The organism is Streptomyces roseolus (assembly GCF_014649855.1).
Taxonomy (GTDB): domain Bacteria; phylum Actinomycetota; class Actinomycetes; order Streptomycetales; family Streptomycetaceae; genus Streptomyces; species Streptomyces roseolus.
The window spans coordinates 19999-38393 of record NZ_BMTV01000012.1 but is presented as its reverse complement, the minus strand read 5'-3'; the positions used below and the strand labels follow the sequence as shown (position 1 = coordinate 38393).

At 72.4% G+C, this 18395-nt stretch carries 20 protein-coding genes; 12 read left to right on the top strand and 8 right to left on the bottom strand.

Annotated elements, in window-relative coordinates:
* Positions 1-2 precede the first annotated feature (2 nt).
* The 8 genes from IE245_RS16165 (at position 3) to IE245_RS16130 (ending at position 8819) form a co-directional block, all read left to right on the top strand.
* On the top strand, positions 3-1223 hold the full coding sequence (locus IE245_RS16165) for an amidohydrolase (protein ID WP_189947974.1): 1221 nt from the start codon (positions 3-5) through the stop codon (positions 1221-1223).
* Between the two features lie 240 nt (positions 1224-1463).
* The gene (locus IE245_RS16160; RefSeq protein WP_189947972.1) at positions 1464-2516 is read left to right on the top strand and encodes a BMP family lipoprotein; all 1053 of its coding nucleotides are present in this window, start codon (positions 1464-1466) and stop codon (positions 2514-2516) included.
* 214 nt (positions 2517-2730) lie between these two features.
* The gene (locus IE245_RS16155) at positions 2731-4359 is read left to right on the top strand and encodes an ABC transporter ATP-binding protein (RefSeq protein WP_373305336.1); all 1629 of its coding nucleotides are present in this window, start codon (positions 2731-2733) and stop codon (positions 4357-4359) included.
* Positions 4356-5474 (top strand): ABC transporter permease, encoded by a 1119-nt coding sequence (locus IE245_RS16150; protein ID WP_189947970.1) that lies wholly within the window; start codon positions 4356-4358, stop codon positions 5472-5474. Before IE245_RS16155 ends, IE245_RS16150 begins: the two co-directional genes overlap by 4 nt.
* Positions 5471-6733 (top strand): ABC transporter permease, encoded by a 1263-nt coding sequence (locus tag IE245_RS16145; protein WP_189947968.1) that lies wholly within the window; start codon positions 5471-5473, stop codon positions 6731-6733. Before IE245_RS16150 ends, IE245_RS16145 begins: the two co-directional genes overlap by 4 nt.
* Positions 6730-7134 carry a cytidine deaminase gene (locus IE245_RS16140; protein WP_189947966.1) on the top strand — a complete coding sequence of 135 codons (405 nt, stop codon included), beginning with the start codon at positions 6730-6732 and terminating at the stop codon, positions 7132-7134. The genes IE245_RS16145 and IE245_RS16140 overlap by 4 nt, the downstream gene beginning before the upstream one ends.
* An 84-nt stretch (positions 7135-7218) precedes the next feature.
* Positions 7219-8496: a thymidine phosphorylase gene (locus tag IE245_RS16135; protein WP_189947964.1), complete on the top strand. Its 1278-nt coding sequence runs from the start codon at positions 7219-7221 to the stop codon at positions 8494-8496.
* A 107-nt stretch (positions 8497-8603) separates the two neighbouring features.
* Positions 8604-8819, top strand: a complete 216-nt coding sequence (locus tag IE245_RS16130; protein WP_229851326.1) for a hypothetical protein — start codon at positions 8604-8606, stop codon at positions 8817-8819.
* Here the strand turns inward: IE245_RS16130 and IE245_RS16125 are convergent.
* Positions 8812-9465, bottom strand: a complete 654-nt coding sequence (locus IE245_RS16125; protein ID WP_189947962.1) for an HAD family hydrolase — start codon at positions 9463-9465, stop codon at positions 8812-8814. The genes IE245_RS16130 and IE245_RS16125 overlap by 8 nt on opposite strands.
* A gap of 18 nt (positions 9466-9483) precedes the next feature.
* Between IE245_RS16125 and IE245_RS16120 the strand changes: the two genes are divergently transcribed.
* A complete protein-coding gene (locus IE245_RS16120) occupies positions 9484-9783 on the top strand; it encodes an STAS domain-containing protein (RefSeq protein WP_229851325.1) in 300 nt (99 codons plus the stop codon).
* On the opposite strand, the gene IE245_RS16115 is transcribed toward IE245_RS16120, so the two are convergent.
* The 3 genes from IE245_RS16115 to IE245_RS16105 form a co-directional block, all read right to left on the bottom strand.
* The gene (locus IE245_RS16115) at positions 9780-10751 is read right to left on the bottom strand and encodes a sigma-70 family RNA polymerase sigma factor (RefSeq protein WP_189947960.1); all 972 of its coding nucleotides are present in this window, start codon (positions 10749-10751) and stop codon (positions 9780-9782) included. The genes IE245_RS16120 and IE245_RS16115 overlap by 4 nt on opposite strands.
* Positions 10752-10833: 82 nt before the next feature.
* The gene (locus tag IE245_RS16110; protein ID WP_189947958.1) at positions 10834-11541 is read right to left on the bottom strand and encodes a L,D-transpeptidase family protein; all 708 of its coding nucleotides are present in this window, start codon (positions 11539-11541) and stop codon (positions 10834-10836) included.
* Positions 11542-11642: 101 nt separating this feature from the next.
* Entirely contained in the window at positions 11643-12917 is a 1275-nt protein-coding gene (locus tag IE245_RS16105; protein ID WP_189947955.1) for an MFS transporter, read from the bottom strand.
* A 62-nt stretch (positions 12918-12979) separates the two neighbouring features.
* Here IE245_RS16105 and IE245_RS16100 point away from each other — a divergent pair, with 62 nt between their 5' ends.
* Positions 12980-13969, top strand: coding sequence for a LysR family transcriptional regulator (locus IE245_RS16100; RefSeq protein WP_189947954.1), 990 nt, complete (start codon positions 12980-12982; stop codon positions 13967-13969).
* Here the strand turns inward: IE245_RS16100 and IE245_RS16095 are convergent.
* Positions 13955-14734 (bottom strand): alpha/beta hydrolase family protein, encoded by a 780-nt coding sequence (locus tag IE245_RS16095; protein ID WP_189947952.1) that lies wholly within the window; start codon positions 14732-14734, stop codon positions 13955-13957. The genes IE245_RS16100 and IE245_RS16095 overlap by 15 nt on opposite strands.
* 88 nt (positions 14735-14822) lie before the next feature.
* A complete protein-coding gene (locus IE245_RS16090) occupies positions 14823-15620 on the bottom strand; it encodes a GNAT family N-acetyltransferase (protein ID WP_189947949.1) in 798 nt (265 codons plus the stop codon).
* Positions 15621-15725: 105 nt separating this feature from the next.
* Here IE245_RS16090 and IE245_RS16085 point away from each other — a divergent pair, with 105 nt between their 5' ends.
* Positions 15726-16880: an adenosine deaminase gene (locus tag IE245_RS16085; protein WP_189947947.1), complete on the top strand. Its 1155-nt coding sequence runs from the start codon at positions 15726-15728 to the stop codon at positions 16878-16880.
* 186 nt (positions 16881-17066) lie between these two features.
* Positions 17067-17441, top strand: coding sequence for a hypothetical protein (locus tag IE245_RS16080; RefSeq protein ID WP_189947945.1), 375 nt, complete (start codon positions 17067-17069; stop codon positions 17439-17441).
* Between the two features lie 81 nt (positions 17442-17522).
* Here IE245_RS16080 and IE245_RS16075 read toward each other — a convergent pair whose 3' ends face one another.
* Both IE245_RS16075 and IE245_RS16070 read right to left on the bottom strand, forming a co-directional pair.
* Positions 17523-17726: a PspC domain-containing protein gene (locus IE245_RS16075; protein ID WP_189947942.1), complete on the bottom strand. Its 204-nt coding sequence runs from the start codon at positions 17724-17726 to the stop codon at positions 17523-17525.
* 90 nt (positions 17727-17816) lie between these two features.
* A complete protein-coding gene (locus tag IE245_RS16070; RefSeq protein WP_189947940.1) occupies positions 17817-18377 on the bottom strand; it encodes a VanZ family protein in 561 nt (186 codons plus the stop codon).
* Positions 18378-18395: the final 18 nt, after the last annotated feature.

The following is an 18395-nucleotide window of genomic DNA, read 5'->3' as shown; positions in this document are numbered from 1 at the left end:
GGGTGAACCAGTTGAAGTCCCGTGAGCCCGGATCCGTCACCCTGCCCGGAACGCTGTCCTCCTCCCTGCGCGGCGAACTGATCGCCTTCCGCAGGGACTTGCACATGCACCCCGAGCTCGGCAACCAGGAGTTCCGTACCACCGCCGCGCTCAAGGCCCGCCTGGAGGCGGCCGGCCTGGCGCCGCGCGTGCTCCCGGGCGGCACGGGACTCACCTGTGACATCGGCACCTGGGACGGCGGGCGCCCCATGCTCGCGGTCCGCGCCGACCTCGACGCCCTGCCGATCCCGGACGTCAAGACCGTCGCGTACCGCTCCACCGTCCCCAACCGGGCCCACGCCTGCGGCCACGACGTGCACACCACCACCGTCCTCGGCGCCGGGCTCGTCCTCGCCGAGCTGGCGCGCGAGGGACGGCTGCCGCGCCCGGTGCGGCTGATCTTCCAGCCCGCCGAGGAGGTGCTGCCCGGCGGCGCGGCCGACGCGGTCGCGGCCGGCGTCCTCGACGGCGTCGGCCGCATCATCGCCGTCCACTGCGACCCGAAGGTCGACGCCGGGAAGATCGGCATCCGCACCGGCCCCATCACCTCGGCCTGCGACCGGCTGGAGATCACCCTCGACGGCCCCGGCGGCCACACCGCCCGCCCGCACCTCACCACCGACCTGGTGACGGCCGCCGCCCGGATCGCCACCGACGTGCCCGCCGTCCTCGCCCGCCGGGTCGACGCCCGCTCCGGACTCTCCGTCACCTGGGGCCGGATCGAGGCCGGCCACGCGCCCAACGTCATCCCGCAGCACGCCGAGCTCTCCGGCACCGTCCGCTGCCTCGACCTGCCCGCCTGGCACGACGCGCCCGACCTGGTGCACGCCGCCGTCGACGAGGTCGCCGCCCTGCACCGGGCCAAGTCCACCGTGAACTACGTCCGCGGCGTCCCCCCGGTCGTCAACGACCCGGTGATCGTGGAGCTGCTCCGGGACGCCATGACCGCCCGCCGCGGCCTCGACTCCGTCGAGGACACCGAGCAGAGCCTGGGCGGCGAGGACTTCTCCTGGTACCTGGAGCACGTGCCCGGAGCGATGGCCCGGCTCGGCGTCCGCACCCCCGGCGACCCCCACGTCCGCGACCTCCACTCGGGCGACTTCGACGTGGACGAGCGGTCCATCCGGACCGCCGTGGAACTCTTCACCGCCGCCGCCCTCATCGACGCCGACGGCGGGCGCTGACACCGGCCCGACGCGCGCCGCCCCCCTCCCGCCGGGAGGGGGGGCGGCGTCCCATCTCGGCTGATGACACGGGGTTGCGCCTTGATCGCGAAGCGTGTACGGGTACTGTGATCCGTGGGTTCGCGTCGATACGGTAACGACTCATGAACGGGTCTTTAACTGACATCTACGCGCGTTACGATCGCCGCAAAGCCAGCGCCGGAAGAGGCGCTTTCGGTCAGTCTTGAAGGGACCCTCCTCTTGCGCCGGATCACCAGGATCACCACCGTGGGCATCGCCTCCGCGGCGCTCGCGCTTTCCGCCACCGCCTGTGGCAAGTCCTCCTCCGACGGCGGCTCCGGCACCGACTCGAAGGCGGCCAAGGCCGCCATCGCGTACGACATCGGCGGCCGCGGCGACCAGTCCTTCAACGACGCCGCCTACGCGGGCCTGAAGAAGGCGGAGGACGACCTCGGCGTCAAGGGTGCCGAGGCCGAGCCGTCGTCCGGTGAGGGCGACGCCGACAAGGTGCAGCGCCTCACCTCGCTGGCCCGCGCCGGCAACAACCCGGTCATCGGCGTCGGCTTCGCCTACGCCCCGGCCATCAAGAAGGTCGCCGCGCAGTTCCCGAAGACGACCTTCGGCATCATCGACGACACCTCGGTGACCGGTGAGAACGTCGCCAACCTCGTCTTCAACGAGGAGCAGGGCTCCTACCTGGCCGGCGTCGCCGCCGCCAAGGCGTCCAAGTCCGGCACGGTCGGCTTCATCGGCGGTGTCGAGGTCCCGCTGATCAAGAAGTTCGAGGCGGGCTACGTCCAGGGCGTCAAGGACACCAACCCCAAGGCGAAGGTGCTCACCCAGTACCTGACCCAGCCGCCGAACTTCGACGGCTTCGCCAAGCCCGACCTCGGCAAGGCCGCCGCCCAGGGCCAGCTGGACAAGGGCGCCGACGTGATCTACGCCGCCGCCGGTCTCGCCGGCTCCGGTGCGATCGAGGCCGCCTCCAAGGCCGGCAAGTGGTCCATCGGCGTCGACTCCGACCAGTACAACCAGGCCGGTCTCGCCGCGTACAAGGACTCGATCCTGACCTCGGTCACCAAGGACGTCTCCGACTCCGTCTACAACCTGATCAAGTCGGTCAAGGACGGCAAGCCGCAGACCGGTGAGGTCCGCTACGGCCTCGCCACCGACGGCGTCGGCCTCTCCGACTCCAACCCGAAGTACAAGGAGATGACCGACCTCATCGCCGCGGTCAACAAGGCGAAGCAGGACATCATCGACGGCAAGATCACGGTCAAGACCGCCCCGTAAGGCGCGGCTCACGACCAGTCGTCCGCGGGCCCGGCCCCGGTGGGTCTCCCACCAGGACCGGGCCCCGGGCCCATTCCCGTACGGGTTTTCACTTTTCGGCAGCGCTACGCGTGTAGATGTCGCACTGGCACGATAGCTTCGCCCCGCCCTGCCCTCCGCTCCCACTCCTTTCGGCCAAGGAGAGTGCGTCATCAACGCGTCCAGCCCCCCTGCCGTGGAACTCCACGGCATCACCAAGCGCTTCCCCGGCGTCGTCGCCAACAAGGACATCGCGATCACCGTCCGCAAGGGCACGGTCCATGCTCTGATCGGCGAGAACGGCGCCGGCAAGTCGACCCTCATGAAGATCCTCTACGGCATGCAGAAGCCGGACGAGGGCACCATCGCCATCGACGGGGAGCAGGTCAGCTTCTCCAGCCCCGGTGACGCCATCGCGCGCGGCATCGGCATGGTGCACCAGCACTTCATGCTCGCCGACAACCTCACCGTCCTGGAGAACGTCGTCCTCGGCGGCGAGAAGCTGTACGGGATCGGCGCCAAGGCCCGCCGGAAGATCCAGGAGATCTCCGACGCGTACGGCCTCGGCGTCCGCCCCGACGCCCTCGTCGAGGACCTCGGCGTCGCCGACCGGCAGCGCGTCGAGATCCTCAAGGTGCTCTACCGCGGCGCCAAGATCCTCATCCTCGACGAGCCGACCGCCGTGCTCGTCCCGCAGGAGGTCGACGCGCTCTTCGACAACCTGCGCGAGCTCAAGGCCGAGGGCCTGACCGTCATCTTCATCTCGCACAAGCTGGGCGAGGTCCTGAAGGTCGCCGACGACATCACCGTCATCCGGCGCGGCACCACCGTCGGCACCGCCGACCCCAAGACCGCCACCACCAAGCAGCTCGCCGAGCTGATGGTCGGCAGCGAGCTGCCCTCCCCGGAGACCCGCGAGTCGACCGTCACGGACGTCGCCATGCTGGAGGTGAAGGGCCTCACCCTCCTGGAGGGCGGCTCCACCGGTGCCCCGCTGACCACCGCCGCTCCCGCCGACCCGTCGAGCACGACGGTCGTCACGGAGGTCGCGGCCGGCCGCAAGCTGCTCGACGACGTCTCGCTCACCATTCACAAGGGCGAGATCCTCGGCATCGCGGGCGTCGAGGGCAACGGCCAGACCGAGCTGATCGAGGCCCTGATGGGCCTGCGCTCGCCCGACGGCGGCGTCATCAGCCTGGACGGCGAGGACATCTCGGCGCTCCCGGTGCGCAAGCGCCGCGAGGGCGGCATCGGCTACATCCCCGAGGACCGCCACCGCCACGGCCTGCTCCTGGAGGCCCCGCTCTGGGAGAACCGCATCCTCGGCCACGTCACCGAGGCGCCCAACTCCAAGCGCGGCATCCTCGACCCGAAGGCCGCCCGCCAGGACACCGAGCGGATCGTCCGCGAGTACGACGTCCGCACCCCGGGCATCGACGTGACCGCGGCCTCCCTCTCCGGTGGCAACCAGCAGAAGCTGATCGTCGGCCGCGAGATGAGCCACAACCCCAAGTTCCTGATCGCCGCCCACCCCACCCGCGGTGTGGACGTCGGCGCGCAGGCGCAGATCTGGGACGCGATCCGGGACGCCCGCCGCGAGGGCCTGGCCGTCCTGCTGATCTCGGCCGACCTCGACGAGCTGATCGGCCTCTCCGACACCCTCCGGGTCATGTACCGCGGCAAGCTCGTCGCGGACGCGGACCCCGCCACCATCACGCCCGAGCAGCTGGGTTCCGCCATGACCGGCGCGGCCAGCGGCCACCTCGAGGGCGGCGAAGAGCAGCCCGAGCAGACCGAGCAGTCCGAAGACGGTGACGCCCGATGATGAAGATCGACAAGGACAAGCTGATCATCGGGGCCGCCGGCCCGGTGCTCGCGCTCGTCTCCTCGTTCGTGCTCACCATGCTGGTGCTGCTCGCGACGGGCCTCGACCCGATCGAGCCGATCCAGCTGATGATCGAGAACGCCGGGTACTCGGACATCCAGGTCCTGATCGTCAACCAGACGGGGATCTACTACCTGGCAGCCCTGGCCGTCGCCATCGGCTTCCGGATGAACCTCTTCAACATCGGCGTCGACGGCCAGTACCGCCTCGCCGCGATGGTCTCGGCCGTGGTCGGCGCCGCCGTCGAGCTGCCCGGTCCGCTGCACATCCTGCTGATCGTGGTCGTCGCGATGCTGACCGGTGCCTTCTGGGCCGGCATCGCCGGCATCCTGAAGACCACCCGGGGCGTCTCCGAGGTCGTCTCGACGATCATGCTGAACGCCATCGCGACCTCCCTGATCGCCTGGCTGATCCTGCCGGCCAACTTCGGCGTCCAGCCGGAGGGCTCCAACGACCTCACCACCGGTGAGATCGCCGAGTCCGGCTGGTTCCCCGGCATCGACATGGGCCAGGGCAACGGCGTGATCTACGGCTTCACCTTCGTCGCGCTCGCCCTCGGCGTCGTCTACTGGTTCGTCCTCAACCGCACCCGCTTCGGCTTCGACCTGCGCGCCACCGGCGAGAGCGAGTCGGCGGCCCAGGCCAGCGGCGTCGACGCCAAGCGGATGATCCTCACCTCGATGCTCATCTCGGGCGCCCTCGCCGGCCTCTCCGGCATGCCGACGCTGCTCGGCGACACCCACACGTACAGCCTCTCCTTCCCGGTCGGCGTCGGCTTCACCGCGATCACGATCGCGCTGCTCGGCCGCAACCACCCGGTCGGCATCCTCTTCGCCGCCCTGCTCTTCGCGTTCCTCGACAAGGCGTCCTCGAACCTGGACGTCTCGGGCTACCCGAAGGAGATCACGCAGATCATGCAGGGCATCATCGTGATCGCCGTGGTCGTCTCCTACGAACTCGTCCGCCGTTACGGCACCCGCCGCCAGCAGCAGAAGGTCGGCGAGGAGCTCGCCGCCGGTGGTGCCCTCAAGACCGACAAGGAGGTCTCGGCATGAGCACCGCCACCGCCGCCAAGCCGAGCGCCGCACCGAAGAAGACCGGGCGCCGCAAGCTCACCTGGCCGTGGATCCTGCTGATCGTCGCGGCCGGCCTCGTCCTCTTCTCGCTCGTCCGCGTCATCTCCGGCGCCGACGACCTGACCTCCGTCGGCCAGGTCTCCGGCGCGCTCCAGCTCGCCGTCCCCATCGGCCTCGCCGGCCTCGGCGGCCTGTGGTCCGAGCGCGCGGGCGTCGTCAACATCGGCCTCGAAGGCATGCTGATCCTCGGCACCTGGTTCGGCGCCTGGGCCGGCTACCAGTGGGGCCCCTGGGTGGGCGTCCTCTTCGGTCTGCTCGGCGGCGCCCTCGGCGGTCTGCTGCACGCGGTCATCACGGTCACGTTCAACGTGAACCACATCGTCTCCGGTGTGGCGATCAACATCCTCGCGGCCGGCTTCACGATGTACCTGTCGAACTTCACGTTCGGCGAGGCCGAGGGCGGCTCCTCCAAGCAGTCCCCGCGCATCGACCAGATCACCCAGATCACCGTCCCGGGGCTCTCGGACTGGCTCCAGGACCTCCAGCAGAAGCACTGGTTCCTGATCTCCGACGTCGCCGGCATCCTCGGCGGTCTGGTCACGAACCTGTCGCTGCTCACCGTCGTCGCGATCCTGCTGATCCCGGCCACCTGGTGGGTGCTGTGGCGCACGGCCTTCGGCCTGCGGCTGCGCTCCTGCGGTGAGAACCCGGTCGCCGCCGAGTCCCTCGGCGTCAACGTCTACAAGTACAAGTACATCGCGGTCACCGCCTCCGGTGCCCTCGCCGGCCTCGGCGGCGCCTTCCTCGCGATCGTCGCCACCGGCATCTACCAGGAGGGCCAGACCGGCGGCCGCGGCTACATCGGTCTCGCCGCGATGATCTTCGGCAACTGGATGCCCGGCGGCATGGCGCTCGGCGCCGGCCTCTTCGGCTTCACCGACAGCCTCAAGATCCGCGGCGGCGCCGAGAACGTCCACGCGCTGCTGCTGCTCGTCGCGATCCTCCTCGTGCTCGCCGCCGCCTGGCAGCTGTACAAGAAGAAGTACGTGCCCGCCGTGCTCTCCGCCGTCTTCGCGGTCGGCTTCTTCCTCTGGTACGCCCTCACCGACGAGGTCCCGAGCCAGTTCGTCGACGCCGCCCCGTACGTCACCACCCTGCTCGTGCTGGCCCTGTCCGCGCAGCGGCTGAGGATGCCGAAGGCGGACGGCCTGCCCTACCGGAAGGGCCAGGGCAAGTGACGACGCCCGCCACCGAGCCCGACTGGGAGGCCCTGCGGGTCGCCGCGCGCGAGGCGATGGCCCGCGCGTACGCCCCGTACTCCGGCTACCCGGTCGGCGCGGCCGCCCTCGTCGACGACGGCCGGACGGTCTCCGGCTGCAACGTCGAGAACGCCTCCTTCGGGCTCGGCCTCTGCGCCGAGTGCGGCCTGGTCTCCCAGCTCCAGGCCACCGGCGGCGGCCGGCTCACCCACTTCGTGTGCGTGGACGGCCGGGGCGAGTCGCTCGTCCCCTGCGGCCGGTGCCGCCAGCTCCTGTACGAGTTCGGCGGCCCCGAGCTCGTCCTGGAGACGCCCGCCGGGTTCCTCACCCTGGCGGAGATGCTGCCGCAGGCCTTCGGCCCCGACCACCTGGCGAAGTAGCACACCGGAGCGGCCCTTCCGGCACGATGGAAGGGCCGCTCCTCCCGTTCCCCCCTCTATGCGCGTAGAAAGAGGCACCACGACATGGACGTCATCTCCGTCATCCGCACCAAGCGGGACAAGGGCGAGCTGAGCCCCGAGCAGATCGACTGGGTCATCGACGCCTACACCCGCGGCACGGTCGCCGACGAGCAGATGTCCGCCCTGGCGATGGCCATCCTGCTCAACGGCATGAACCGCGACGAGATCGCCCGCTGGACGGCGGCCATGATCGCCTCCGGCGAGCGCATGAACTTCGACGCGCTCTCCCGCCCGACCGCCGACAAGCACTCCACCGGCGGCGTCGGCGACAAGATCACCCTCCCGCTCGCCCCGCTCGTCGCCGCCTGCGGCGCGGCCGTCCCGCAGCTCTCCGGCCGCGGCCTCGGCCACACCGGCGGCACCCTCGACAAGCTGGAGTCCATCCCCGGCTGGCGCGCCCTGCTCTCCAACGAGGAGATGCTCCACGTCCTCGACACCACCGGCGCGGTCATCTGCGCGGCCGGCGACGGCCTGGCCCCCGCGGACAAGAAGCTGTACGCGCTCCGCGACGTGACGGGCACCGTCGAGGCGATCCCCCTCATCGCCTCCTCCATCATGTCCAAGAAGATCGCCGAGGGCACCGGCTCCCTCGTCCTCGACGTCAAGGTCGGCACCGGCGCCTTCATGAAGACCATCGAGGACGCCCGCGAGCTGGCCTCCACCATGGTCGCGCTCGGCACCGACAGCGGCGTGAAGACGGTCGCGCTCCTCACCGACATGTCGACCCCGCTCGGCCTCACCGCCGGCAACGCCCTGGAGGTCCGCGAGTCCGTCGAGGTCCTCGCGGGCGGCGGCCCGAAGGACGTCGTCGACCTGACCGTCGCCCTCGCCGCCGAGATGCTCGCCGCGGCCGGCATCAAGGACGCCGACCCGGCGAAGGCCCTCCAGGACGGTTCGGCGATGGACGTCTGGCGCCGGATGATCGCGGCCCAGGGCGGCGACCCGGACGCGGCCCTCCCGGTCGCCCGCGAGCAGCACGTCGTCACGGCCCCCGCCTCCGGCGTCCTCACCCGCCTCGACGCGTACGACATCGGCATCGCCGCCTGGCGCCTCGGCGCCGGCCGCGCCCGCAAGGAGGACCCGGTGCAGGCCGGCGCGGGCGTCGAGCTCCACGCCAAGCCCGGCGACACGGTGACGGCGGGCCAGCCCCTCCTCACCCTCCACACGGACACCCCGGAGAAGTTCGACTACGCCCTGAAGTCCCTGGACGCCGCCTGGGACATCGCCCCGGCCGGCACCGACTTCACCCCGACCCCGATCGTCCTGGACCGCATCGCGTAACGGCCCTGGCATGTGCCGATGACACTTTCGGGCGAACGGGACCGGTGGACCCCCACCGGTCCCGTTCGGCATGCTGGGATCGGTGACGACCGAATGAGGAGCACCCCATGAGCGCACTCGCTGCCGAGCCCCACGCCGACGCGGGCAACGGCTGGGAGGACCTGGTCCGTCGCTGGGCCCCCGGCGGCCCCACCGTCACCCTCTACGGCGAGCCGAAGGACTCCGTCCACCGGGTCCTGAGCGCCGCCCCGTTCGGCGGGAAGATCCACCTCCCCGCCCCCTTCGGCCTCACCCTCGACACCGCCGAGTTCCCCGTCAGCTGACCCCCAGCAGCCCCGTCAGCTCCCGCATGTCCGCGAAGACCACCGTGCCGGGGCCCTCCAGGCGGTGGGCCGGGGTCAGGCCGCCCGTGTAGCCGTACGCGCGCATGCCGGCCGCCCGCGCCGCGCGGACGCCGTACGGGCTGTCCTCCACCACCGCGCACCGCTCCGGCGGGACGCCCATCGTGGCGGCGGCGTGCAGGAAGAGGTCCGGGGCGGGCTTGCCGCGGGCGACGTCGCGGGCGGAGAAGACGCGGCCCTCGAAGCGGTCGAGCAGGCCCGTGCGGGTGAGGTTGCGGCGGATCTCGGCGTGGCTGCCGTTGGAGGCCAGGCAGTACGGCACCGCCAGCGCGTCCAGGACCTCCGTGACGCCCTCGACGGCCGTCAGCTCGGCGTCGAGCACCGTCTCGTACCGGACGCGGTACGGCTCCTGCCACCCCGGCTCCAGCGGGCGGCCCCGGCGCTCCTCCACGAGCGCCGTCCAGATCTCGTGCGGGGAGCCCACGAAGCGCTCCACCAGCTCCGCCTCGGAGAACTCGGCCCCCAGCTCCGCGAAGACCTCCCGGTCCACCCGGCAGTAGAGCCGCTCGCTGTCCACCAGAACACCGTCACAGTCGAAGATCACCAGTTCGACGGGGTGAGAAGTCATGATCGCGAGCCTAGCGCGATGAGTTCCGGCCCCCCGGGCGGTCACCCCCTCGTGGACACCAGTCAGCCGCTCGTCGTGACCCTGCCCGCCGCGCCCACCCGCGAGGAGGTCGCCCGGCTCTGCGCCGACCTGGCCGCCGCCCCGCCCGGGGACGTGCGGTGCCTGGTCGACGCCGAGGCGGGCGGGCTCGGGGCCGTCGACGCCCTGGCCCGCCTCGCGCTCACCGCCCGCCGCCACGGCCACCGGCTCACCTTCGACGGAGCAGGCCCCGACCTCACGGCCCTGCTCCGCCTCACCGGCCTGGACGAGGTCCTCTAGGCCTCCAGCCGCTCCGGCAGGTCGAAGAGCGGGAACCAGCGCGGGGTGTCCAGGAAGAAGTCCATGCCGGCCACCTTGCCGTCCCGCAGCTCCAGGACGATCAGCGCCCACGGGCTGTAACCGCCCTCCGGGTCCGGGTGGTAGTGCGCGAAGGCCGGCGAGCCGTTGGCGACCGTCGGGACCAGCTTCGAGCCGCGGCACACGTCGCCGACGCCCAGCATCCAGCCCACGATGTCGTCGTGGCCCCGGAGCCAGAGGTCGAACGGCGGCATGGTCATGGTCGCGTCCTCGTGGAGGAGCGCGGTCAGGGCCCGCATGTCGTAGCCCTCGAACGCCGCCACGTACCGCTCCAGGAGCGCCTGCTGCTCCTCGTCGAGCGGGTTCGCCGCGTCGGACTCGGCGGGGGCCTGCTCGGCGATGGTCGCCCGGGCCCGCTGGAGCGCGCTGTTCACCGAGGCGACCGAGGTGTCGAGCAGTTCGGCGACCTCGGCGGCCTTCCACGCGAGCACCTCGCGCAGGATCAGCACGGCCCGCTGCTTGGGCGCCAGGTGCTGGAGCGCGGCGACGAAGGCGAGCCGCACGGTCTCCCGGTGCAGCGCCGCCTCCGCCGGGTCCCCGGCGGTCGGCAGGACGCGCCCGTCCGGGATCGGCTCCAGCCAGGTGATCTCCGGCTGCTTCACGAGCTGCGCCTGCGCGACCGGCGTCGGCCCGGAGAGGTCCATCGGCCTGGCCCGCTTGTTCCCCGCGTTCAGCGCGTCGAGGCAGACGTTGGTGGCGATCCGGTAGAGCCAGGACCGCAGGGACGAGCGCCCCTCGAAGGAGTCGAGCGCCTTCCAGGCCCGCACCATCGTGTCCTGCACCGCGTCCTCCGCCTCGAAGGAGGACCCCAGCATCCGGTAGCAGTAACCGGTCAGCTCGCGCCGGTACTTGTCGAGTTCATCGGTCGTCACCACGGCGGTCTCGCCCATCGCGTTCCCCACTCACCCCTCACCGGCGCCGGCGTTCGGCACCGGTGAGAGCGAAGCTACCGCAGCGCACCGACAGCCGGGGTCAGGTTCCCGGCTTGCGTCCGTAGACGTAGACGTCGTCGCCGTTGCGCAGGAGGTTCCAGTACGCCTTGGCGTCGGCCGAGCGCATGTTGACGCAGCCGCCCGAGCCGGGCGGGTTCCACATCGACTTGGTCGTCGAGTGGAAGGCCTGGCCGCCGTCGAAGAACTGCGCGTACGGCATGGAGACGTTGTAGAGCGTCGACCAGTGGTTGATGTTCCGCCAGTAGACCTTCTTCAGGCCGGTACGCGTCTCGGTGCCGTCCTTGCCGGTGCGCACCGGCACCGGGCCGTACTTCAGGCGGGAGCCGTCCTGGATCCAGCTGAGCTGGCGGGTGAGGTCCACGCAGGCGATCCGGCCCTTGTTCGTCGGGCACTTGCGGTCCTTGTTCGGGTTGGTCCCGGCCGCCTTCTGCTGGATCATCGTGTTCATGGTGCGCCAGGTCAGCGGGCCCGCGTACCCCATGGTCGGGGTGATGCCGTGCTTGCGCTGGAAGTCCTGGATCGCCTTGCAGTCGGCGGCCGACTGGCGCCCGTCGACGGTGCGGCCGAGGAACTTCTCGACCTGCTTCTGGTGCGGCCCCGTCGTCACGTTGCACGACGCGGCCTGGGCCGGTGCGGCGCCCAGCACGAGGGCGGCCGGTACGAGCAGCGAGGTGAGGCCGGCGGCTATGCCGGCTCTCTTCCCCGCCCGGTGCGCGAATCGGATCATGATCGTCAACTCCCCCTAGAGTCCTGACATGGGGGACGGGCGGGGGAGCCCGGTGGTTGCACCGCGACCGGCCTCGTGACCGTATGGTCACCCGGGCGTGCTCAGGCCGTTGCCGGACGGATCCGGCGGGCCTCGACGCGCGCGCTGTGCGAGCCGTACAGGGTGATCGAGACGACGCCGAGCACCGCCACCAGACCGATGCCGACGGTCCCGGCCCAGCCGCCCGCGTGGAAGGCGATCGCGCCGAGCGTCCCGCCCGCGCTGGAGCCCAGGTAGTACGCGGACTGGTACAGCGCCGAGGCCTGCGCGCGGCCCGTCCTCGCGGTCCGGCTCACCGCGGAGGACGCCACCGCGTGGCCCGCGAAGAAGCCGGCCGTGATGAGGACCAGGCCCGCGAGGACCGCCGCGAGGGAGCCGGAGAGCGAGAGCAGCAGCCCCGCCGCGGTCGTGGAGACCGCCAGGTACAGGGCCCCGCGCCGGCCGAGCCGGCCGACCAGCTTCCCGGCCGCCGCCGAGGAGACCGTGCCCACCAGGTAGACCAGGAAGATCGAGCCGATCACGCCCTGCGGCAGCGAGAACGGCGCCTCCGCGAGCCGGTAGCCGATCACGGTGTACACGGCGCCGAAGACCGTCATGAACAGCGCGCCGATGCCGTACAGGCGCATCAGCAGCGGGTCCGCCAGGTGCCCCTTCACCGTGGCCGCGAGCGCCTTCGGGTTCAGCGTGCCCGGGGTGAAGTGGCGGGCCTTCGGCAGCAGCGCCCGGAAGGCGAGCGCGCACAGCAGCGAGGTCAGGCCCACCGCGGCGAGCCCCGCCCGCCAGCCCCACAGCTGGGCGATCCAGCCGGTGACGATCCGGCCGCTCATGCCGCCGATCGAGTTGCCCGCGACGAAGAGGCCGATGGCGCCGATCAGCGCCCGGGGCCGTACCTCCTCGGCCAGGTACGCCATCGCCGAGGCCGGCAGTCCGGCCAGCGCCGCGCCCTGCAGCGCCCGCAGCGCGATCAGCACCTCCAGGCTCGGCGCGAACGGCACCAGGAGCGCCACGCCGACCGCGACCGCCAGGGAGGCGGTCATCATCGTGCGCCGGCCGAAGCGCTCCGACAGCGCGCTGAGCGGCAGCACGCACAGGGCGAGCGCGCCGGTCGCGGCGGAGACGGTCCAGGAGGCGGCCGAGGCGGTCGCGCCGAATTCGGCGGAGATCGCCGGGAGGAGGGCCTGGGTGGAGTAGAGGAGCGCGAAGGCGGCGAGTCCGGCGGCGAAGAGCGCGAGGCTCATCCGGCGGTGGCCGGGGGCGCCGGGGGCGAGACGGGTGTCGGCTGCGGTGTCGGCGGACGCGGGGGTGGCGGCGTCCGCCTTGGTACTGGCGGAAGGCATGCCCCGAACCTAGGTCGCCCGGTTTCATGCGTCCAATGCATGGATCTGCTGTAATCGTTCCCGTGGCGCATGAGTACAGGTCACAGCCGTGGCTGTCACCGAACAGTAACGAAGAAGACATGGGGCCGGTACTGGCTCCGCGGCTCGCGTACTTCGCCGCGGTCGCCCGGCACGAGCACGTGACCCGGGCGGCGGCGGAGCTGGGCGTGCCGCAGTCGACGCTGTCGCGGGCGATGGTCCGGCTCGAAGCGGACCTGGGCGTCGCGCTGTTCGCCCGGCGCGGCCGGACCGTGGCGCTCACCCCCGCCGGCCGCCGCTTCCTCACCGCCGCCGAGCGGGCCCTCGCCGAGGTCGAGCGGGCCGCCGACACCGTACGGGCCGACGCGGACCCCACCGCGGGCCGGGTCGCCTTCGGCTTCCTGCACACCATGGGCTCGGAGACCGTCCCGGCGCTGATCCGGGCCTTCCGGGTGGACCACCCCAAGATCCGCTTCACCCTCGTCCAGAACTACGGGGAGGCGATGATCGAACGGCTCCGCGCCGGCGAGCTCGACCTCTGTCTGACCTCGCCGGTGCCGGACGCCCCCGACCTGGTCGGCCGCCGGCTGGACGAGCAGCGGCTGCGGCTCGTCGTGCCCGACGACCACCGGCTCGCCGGACGTCGCCGGATCCGGCTCGCCGAGGCCGCCGAGGAGACCTTCGTGACCCTCGAACCCGGCTACGGGCTCCGCCGCATCACCGACGACCTGTGCGCGGAGGCCGGCTTCGCGCCCCGGGTCGCCTTCGAGGGCGAGGAGGCCGAGACCCTGCGCGGCCTGGTCGCAGCCGGGCTCGGGGTGGCGCTCCTGCCGCCGCCGGCCGTGGCCCGCCCCGGCGTCGTGGAACTGACCGTGACCGCCCCGCGCGCGGTCCGCGAGATCGGCGTGGCCTGGCTGGACGGCCACCCGGACACGCCCCCGGTGGCCGCCTTCAAGAAGTTCCTCCTGAGCCGTCGGGGCCACCTCCTCCCGAAGGGGTCCCAGCCGCCGCCGGAGGAGTCAGCGCCGGCGTGAACCGGCGCCGAAGCCGGCCGCCAGCGGCATCCGGAGCCCGATCGGCGGCGGGGCCGCCATCGCGTCCGTGAGCGGCCGAGCGACCGGGCGGGCGAAGAGCGCGCCGAGCACGAAGTCGGCGGCCAGCGCCCGCACCTCGTCGGCGTACTGGCGCAGCCCGTGCCCGTCCGTGTGCACCTCGAAGCGGCAGGTCTCGCGGTTCGCCTTCTTGGCGCGGGCCGCGAAGCGGAAGGAGAGTTCGGGGTCGGTGCGGGCGTCGTTGGTGCCGTGCACGATGAGGACCCGCCGCCCCACCAGCTGTCGTACGGGCTCGGGTTCGGCGGCCACGTCGTCCTCGGGCAGCCAGGGCGCGAGCGCCAGGACCGCGCCGACCGCCGGGTGCCCGGCCGCCCGGAGCGCCGCCCGGGCGCCCATGCCGTGGCCGATCAGGCAGACGGGGACGTCGCCGTAGCGGCGCACCGCCTCGGCGACCGCCCAGGAGGCGTCCGCCGCGAGCTCCGCGTCGGCGCCGTTCCAGCCCCGCCCCCGGTAACGCACCACCTGCGCGACCAGCCCCTCCGACCGTCCCGCGCGGGCGAGTTCGCGCCCCAGCGGCAGCACGGCCGTGCGCGCCCGGACCGAGGCCCGGCGGCCCGACACCGGCTCGCCGTCGGGGAGGAGCAGCACCACGCCCCCCACCGCCGTCGCGGACCGCGAAACCCCGACAGGCCGACCGAGCCGGGGTCTCCGGCCGTCGGCAGTCCCCACGAGTGCGTACTGCGCCATGACAGAACAGTCTCAGAAGCCGAGGTGTACGGCAGTCGTACGCGCGGTCTCTGTTGCGTATCGCCGCCGCGGCGAACTTCCCTCCGGCCTATGCCCGTTCGAAGCAGTGCACGGCGCCGACGGGGACGAAGCCCCGCCGCTCGTACCAGTGCCGCGGCCAGTCGTCCGCGAGCGCGGTGAGGAAGACGGTGCCGCAGCCGGCGGCCGCGGCCGTGCGCAGTGCCGTGTCCAGGACCGCTCCGGCGTGGCCCCGGCGCAGGTGGGAGGCGGCCGTCACCAGGTCCTCGATCTGGGCCACCCCCGAGGCCGGGTCCAGGTACAGGTCGCCCCAGGCGGCCACCTCGCCCCACTCGTCGTGGGAGGCGAGGAAGCGGACGTCGGGCGCGCCCCGGAGGCGGGCGGCCCGGCGGTCGACCAGGTGCCGGATCACCTCGTCCGCCGCCTCCGGCAGGAAGCGGCGCCAGCTCTCGGCGACCGGGCCCTCCAGGGCCGGCAGGTCCACCTCGCGCGCCCCGCCGAGCTCCGGCACCGGACCCTCGTGGCGCATGAGGAGGACGGTGGCGCGGGTGTACCCGGCCCGGGCCAGCGGCTCCGCGCAGGTGGCCGCGGTGGGCCCGTCGAGCACGTACACGGCCCGGTGGGGAAGGTGCGCGAGGAGTTCCTCGGCGCGGCCGGGCAGGGCCCCGGGGTCGGTCGGGCCGTCCACGAGGAGGTGGTTGTTGCCGTGGGAGTGGGCGTAGGCGTCGTCGAGCGCGGCGAAGCCGCCGGGGAAGTCGACGGTCCTGGCGGCCTGTCGGCGGGTGAAGGCGGACACGAAGTCGTGGACGCGCCGGAGTTCGGCGGGATCGGCGGAGGAGGTCGCGGCGGGTTCGGACGCGGTGCTCATGCGGTCAGGGTAGGCAGCCGGGGTCCGGCCGCGCACCCGGGAAAGCCGCGTCGTCCCCGGCGCCGACGGGGCGCGTTCTACGCGCGTAGGGGCTAGAGTGCGGCAATGACGAGCCAGACATCCCACGTCCCCACCGCGGACCAGGTCCGCCGTGCCCCGAAGGTGCTGCTCCACGACCACCTCGACGGTGGACTGCGCCCCGGCACGATCATCGAACTCGCCCGGGAGCAGGACTACTCGAAGCTGCCCGAGACGGAACCCGACAAGCTCGGCGTCTGGTTCCGCGAGGCCGCCGACTCCGGATCCCTGGAGCGGTACCTGGAGACCTTCGCGCACACCTGCGCCGTCATGCAGACCCGCGAGGCGCTCTTCCGCGTCGCCGCCGAGTGCGCCGTCGACCTCGCCGAGGACGGCGTCGTCTACGCCGAGGTGCGGTACGCCCCCGAGCAGCACCTGGAGGCCGGCCTGACCCTGGAGGAGGTCGTCGAGGCGGTCAACGAGGGCTTCCGCGAGGGCGAGCGGCGGGCCCGCGAGACCGGGCACCGGATCAGGGTCGGCGCCCTGCTGACCGCGATGCGGCACGCGGCCCGCGCCCTGGAGATCGCCGAACTCGCCAACCGCTACCGGGACGACGGCGTCGTCGGCTTCGACATCGCGGGCGCCGAGGCCGGTTATCCCCCCACCCGTCACCTCGACGCCTTCGAGTACCTGAAGCGGGAGAACAACCACTTCACCATCCACGCCGGCGAGGCCTTCGGCCTGCCCTCGATCTGGCAGGCGCTCCAGTGGTGCGGCGCCGACCGGCTCGGCCACGGCGTCCGGATCATCGACGACATCGAGGTGGCCGAGGACGGCTCGGTGCGGCTCGGCCGGCTCGCCGCGTACGTCCGCGACAAGCGGATCCCGCTGGAGATGTGCCCCACCTCCAACCTCCAGACCGGCGCCGCCGCCTCGTACGCCGAGCACCCCATCGGGCTGCTCCGCCGGCTCCACTTCCGGGCGACGGTGAACACCGACAACCGGCTGATGAGCGGCACCAGCATGAGCCGGGAATTCGAGCTCCTGGTCGACGCGTTCGACTACACGCTCGACGACATCCAGTGGTTCACGGTCAATGCGATGAAATCAGCGTTCATTCCTTTCGATGAACGACTGGCCATGATCAACGACGTGATCAAGCCCGGATATGCCGAACTGAAATCCGAGTGGCTTTTCCGGCAGACCGCCACGACCAGCGCTTCTTCCGGTCAGGAGGGCTGAGCGAAGGCGCGAGGGAGGGGTCGGAGGCCGCCGGGGCGCACGACACCCGGCGGCTTTCCGGTGTTTGCGGAGCGGAGGCGGGGCGGTTAGTTTGCGGAGCTGCTCTGCATGTCCGGATTCCCCAATTCCGGATTCGTTCTCCTGATGGCCCGAAGCTCCGCCCTCCAAGCCAAGGATGATTTTCAGATGAAGCAGTCTGCCGCCAAGAAGCTCGGTGTCGCCGCCCTCGGCGCCGCTTTCGCCGCCGCCGCCGCCGGCACGGCCTCCGCGGCCCCGCTGGACGGCGTGGACGCCCTGTCCACCGTGGGCCAGGTCGCCCCGCTGGGCGAGGGCCTCACCCAGCTCCCCGACGGCGCCGGAGAGTCCCTCGCCGCCGGTCAGGGCGCCCTCGGCCAGGGCCTCGACCAGGGTGTGAAGACCCTCCCCGGGGCGGCCGGCCAGGCCACCCAGAACCTGCCGACCGACGCCGCCACCGGCGCCCTCGGCGCCACCCCGCTCGGCCAGGTCACCGGCCTGCTCGGCGGCCTCCCGCTCGGCGCCGGCGGCCTGCCGATCGGCTGACCCGCACCACCCCATGCCGAAGGGGCGCGCACCCGGTCCACCGGGTCCGCGCCCCTTCGGCGTGCGGCGGGGTCGTGACGGCTACCAGGCCGCCGCCTTCGTCCGCGACGCGCTCGGCAGCAGCAGCCAGAGCGCCAGGTAGAGCAGGAACTGCGGGCCGGGCAGCAGGCACGAGGCCAGGAAGATCACCCGCATCGTCAGGGCGGAGGTGCCGAAGCGCCGGGCGAGCGCCGCGCACACCCCGCCGATCATCCGGCCTTCACGGGGGCGGACAAGTGCGGCCATGGTGGGCTCCTTCGTCGGATCCGGGCGGCCGCTCCGTCGGGCCTCCCGATGACTCCATGGTGCCGCCCCGCCCCGCCCTTCGACGTCGGCCTACCGGGCGATCGGAACCCTGGGAATCCTCGGGGTACGACCCTGAGCCCTCTCGTTCCCGGTCACGACACGCCCCTGAGGACGCGCCTCCCGGGCCGCCCGCCGACGCCGCATCCGGCTCCGCGCCACCGGCACCACCAGGAGATGCGCGAGGGCCACCCCGAGCGTGTTCAGGAGCACCGAGTCCACGTCCACGACCTGTCCCGGCACCGCCGTCTGCAACAGCTCCAGGGCCAGCGACACCAGGGCCCCCGCCGCCGTCGTCCGGACCAGCGAGCCCCACCCCGAGACGTCGAGGCGCCCCTCGCACATCGGGAGCAGCACCCCCAGCGGGGCGAGCAGCAGCAGTCCCTCGGCGATCAGCCGGGCCGCCTCGGCCGGCCCGAGGGCCAGATCGGCCCGGAGCCCGGCCAGCGGCACCGTGTTCGGGGCGGTCACCCAGGCCACGTCCCGTGGGAGCAGACCGCCCCAGGCGACGAGCAGCAGATGCGCGACCAGGAGCACGAACCCGATCACGCGGACGACCACGGCGGCGTTCCCGCCCGAACCTTGACGCTGCACGCCCCCCTAGACGCCGCC

What these genes read in the sequence shown, in the direction of transcription:
- IE245_RS16150 (WP_189947970.1), top strand. Translation starts at nt 4,356, where the DNA reads ATGATGAAGATCGACAAGGACAAGCTGATCATCGGGGCCGCCGGCCCG.
- IE245_RS16145 (WP_189947968.1), top strand. Translation starts at nt 5,471, where the DNA reads ATGAGCACCGCCACCGCCGCCAAGCCGAGCGCCGCACCGAAGAAGACC.
- IE245_RS16135 (WP_189947964.1), top strand. Translation starts at nt 7,219, where the DNA reads ATGGACGTCATCTCCGTCATCCGCACCAAGCGGGACAAGGGCGAGCTG.
- IE245_RS16130 (WP_229851326.1), top strand. Translation starts at nt 8,604, where the DNA reads ATGAGCGCACTCGCTGCCGAGCCCCACGCCGACGCGGGCAACGGCTGG.
- IE245_RS16125 (WP_189947962.1), bottom strand. Translation starts at nt 9,465, where the DNA reads ATGACTTCTCACCCCGTCGAACTGGTGATCTTCGACTGTGACGGTGTT.
- IE245_RS16120 (WP_229851325.1), top strand. Translation starts at nt 9,484, where the DNA reads ATGAGTTCCGGCCCCCCGGGCGGTCACCCCCTCGTGGACACCAGTCAG.
- IE245_RS16115 (WP_189947960.1), bottom strand. Translation starts at nt 10,751, where the DNA reads ATGGGCGAGACCGCCGTGGTGACGACCGATGAACTCGACAAGTACCGG.
- IE245_RS16110 (WP_189947958.1), bottom strand. Translation starts at nt 11,541, where the DNA reads ATGATCCGATTCGCGCACCGGGCGGGGAAGAGAGCCGGCATAGCCGCC.
- IE245_RS16105 (WP_189947955.1), bottom strand. Translation starts at nt 12,917, where the DNA reads ATGCCTTCCGCCAGTACCAAGGCGGACGCCGCCACCCCCGCGTCCGCC.
- IE245_RS16095 (WP_189947952.1), bottom strand. Translation starts at nt 14,734, where the DNA reads ATGGCGCAGTACGCACTCGTGGGGACTGCCGACGGCCGGAGACCCCGG.
- IE245_RS16090 (WP_189947949.1), bottom strand. Translation starts at nt 15,620, where the DNA reads ATGAGCACCGCGTCCGAACCCGCCGCGACCTCCTCCGCCGATCCCGCC.
- IE245_RS16085 (WP_189947947.1), top strand. Translation starts at nt 15,726, where the DNA reads ATGACGAGCCAGACATCCCACGTCCCCACCGCGGACCAGGTCCGCCGT.
- IE245_RS16080 (WP_189947945.1), top strand. Translation starts at nt 17,067, where the DNA reads ATGAAGCAGTCTGCCGCCAAGAAGCTCGGTGTCGCCGCCCTCGGCGCC.
- IE245_RS16075 (WP_189947942.1), bottom strand. Translation starts at nt 17,726, where the DNA reads ATGGCCGCACTTGTCCGCCCCCGTGAAGGCCGGATGATCGGCGGGGTG.